The sequence below is a fragment of the Saccharomonospora iraqiensis subsp. iraqiensis genome, from assembly GCF_000430445.1.
GTDB lineage: Bacteria > Actinomycetota > Actinomycetes > Mycobacteriales > Pseudonocardiaceae > Saccharomonospora > Saccharomonospora iraqiensis.
Genome location: NZ_KE387034.1, coordinates 6,155 through 8,479 on the forward strand (window position 1 = coordinate 6,155; position 2,325 = coordinate 8,479).

Below are 2,325 nucleotides of genomic sequence, written 5' to 3' on the forward strand. Positions count from 1 at the left end.
CCGTCGTCGTCCGGCGCCCCGGACCCGGACCGCGGTGCGACCCCCGCCGGGGCCGGGGTCGCGGAGCGTGGTCGGGAGCGGTGTGCCCGCCGTCACGGTGTGCTCTACCGTGGCCCCCCATGAGCGAGCGGATCCCGGCCGGGGACGAGAAGGCGGACGTCCGTGACCGGCTCGACCTGCGGTCGGCGCGGTGGCGGCCACTGCACACCCGTGCGGGCTCCGCGGGCCCCGTGGGACCCGCCGGGTCCGACCCCGGGCCCGGAGTCGGAAATCACGGCACGGCCACGGTGGAGTTCGCCTTCCTCACCCAGGGCGACGGGGCCACCTACGTGGCTCTGCGCCGCGCGGGGGATCCGGACGGCACTGTGCTCGTCTTCACACCGTCCGAGTGGGACGCCTTTCTCGCCGGCGTGCGGGACGGGGAGTTCGACCGTCCGGAGGCGCTCTGACGCGGGGCGAGAGCCGGACGCGGAGGGATTCGTGCGCCTCCGGACGGACGGGTGGTGCACCGGCCCGGTGCGGCCGATCCGGGTGCTCCCGCTCGCGTGACCATTGGACCCGCAGGTCCCCGGGGCTAGACTGCGGCGCATCGCGGGCACAGCGTCGTGGCCCGATTCAGCGCGTGGTGCGAATGAACCCGATCTGACGAAAGGCGCATCGTGAGCAATTCCAGCCAGCCCGTCGTTCTCCTCGCCGAGAAGCTCGCCGAGTCCGCGGTCAGCGTGTTCGGCGACGAGGTCGAGGTCCGGCACGTGGACGGAACCGACCGCGCCGCCCTGCTCGAGGCGGTGAAGGAGGCGGATGCGCTGCTCGTGAGGTCCGCGACCAAGGTCGACGCCGAGGTGCTGGCCGCGAGCGACCGGCTGAAGGTCGTCGCGCGGGCGGGTGTCGGGCTCGACAATGTCGAGGTCCCGGCCGCGACCGAACGCGGTGTGCTGGTGGTCAACGCCCCGACGTCGAACATCGTCTCGGCCGCCGAGCACGCCGTGGCGCTGCTGCTGTCCGTGCTGCGGCGGGTGCCCGCGGCCGACCAGACCCTGCGCGGCGGCGAGTGGAAGCGCTCGTCCTACACCGGTGTCGAGCTCAACGGCAAGACCGTCGGTGTCGTCGGATTCGGCAAGATCGGCCAGCTCGTGGCCACCCGGCTCGGCGCGTTCGACACCGAGCTGCTCTCCTACGACCCCTACGCCTCGGCCTCGCGTGCCGGGCAGCTCGGGGTCGAGCTGGTGGAGCTGGACGAGCTGCTGCGCCGCGCGGACATCATCACGATCCACCTGCCCAAGACGCCCGAGACCAAGGGTCTGATCGACGCCACGGCGCTGTCCAAGATCAAGAAGGGTGCCATCGTCGTCAACGCGGCCCGCGGCGGTCTGGTGGACGAGGACGCGCTGGCCGAGGCCGTCCGCGACGGCCGGGTCGGCGGTGCGGGCGTGGACGTGTTCGCCGAGGAGCCGACCACCTCCAGCCCGCTGTTCGACCTGCCCAACGTCGTGGTCACCCCGCACCTGGGCGCCTCCACCCACGAGGCGCAGGACCGGGCGGGCACCGACGTGGCCCACTCGACGCTGGCGGCCCTGCGCGGGGACTTCGTGCCGGACGCGGTGAACGTCGCGGGCGGTGCCGTCGGCGAGGAGGTGCGGCCGTACGTGCCGCTGGCCCAGAAGCTGGGCACCGTGCTGTCGGCGTTCAGCGCGAAGGCGCCGGCGTCGGTCTCCGTCGTGGCCGGTGGCGAGCTCTCCGGCGAGGACGTCAGCGTGCTGCAGCTGGCGGCGCTGCGCGGGGTGTTCTCCGGTGTCGTCGAGGACCAGGTGACCTTCGTCAACGCGCCCCGGCTGGCCGAGGACCTGGGCGTCGAGGCGAGCGTGACCACCCGGCCGGAGAGCGACAACTACCGCAGCCAGCTCACCGTGACCGTCGTGCACGCCGACGGCACGAAGCACTCGGTCTCCGGCACGGTCTCCGGCAAGGACGAGGTGCCGAAGCTGATCGAGGTCAACGGCAGGCACTTCGACATCCGCGCCGAGGGCCACATGCTGCTCATGGAGTACCCGGACCGGCCCGGGATCATGGGCCGGGTCGGCACCCTGCTCGGCGAGGCGGGCATCAACATCGAGGCGGCCCAGATCAGCCAGACCACGGACCGCTCGGACGCCGTGATGCTGCTGCGTGTGGACCGTGCCGTGGACAACCACCTGTTGGAGCCGATCGGCGCCACGGTCGACGCCCAGCGCATCCGCACGGTCGACTTCGACTGACCGGCGCCCGACCGCCCGGTCCCCGACGAGGCCGCCCGGTTCCGCCGTGCCGCGGGACCGGGCGGCCTCG

The 2,325-nt window shown here is 73.0% G+C and carries 2 protein-coding genes; both read left to right on the forward strand.

Annotated features, from left to right (window positions below; genetic code table 11):
- Window positions 1-119: 119 nt before the first annotated feature.
- The gene (locus tag ACTIR_RS0100880; protein WP_026452870.1) at window positions 120-449 is read left to right on the forward strand and encodes a DUF397 domain-containing protein; all 330 of its coding nucleotides are present in this window, start codon (window positions 120-122) and stop codon (window positions 447-449) included.
- 210 nt (window positions 450-659) lie between these two features.
- Window positions 660-2,255 (forward strand): phosphoglycerate dehydrogenase, encoded by a 1,596-nt coding sequence (serA, locus tag ACTIR_RS0100885; protein WP_007024735.1) that lies wholly within the window; start codon window positions 660-662, stop codon window positions 2,253-2,255.
- The last annotated feature ends 70 nt before the right edge of the window (window positions 2,256-2,325 follow it).

Excerpts from the sequence above, each read along its gene's own strand:
- ACTIR_RS0100880 (WP_026452870.1), top strand. The coding sequence starts at position 120 with ATGAGCGAGCGGATCCCGGCCGGGGACGAGAAGGCGGACGTCCGTGAC.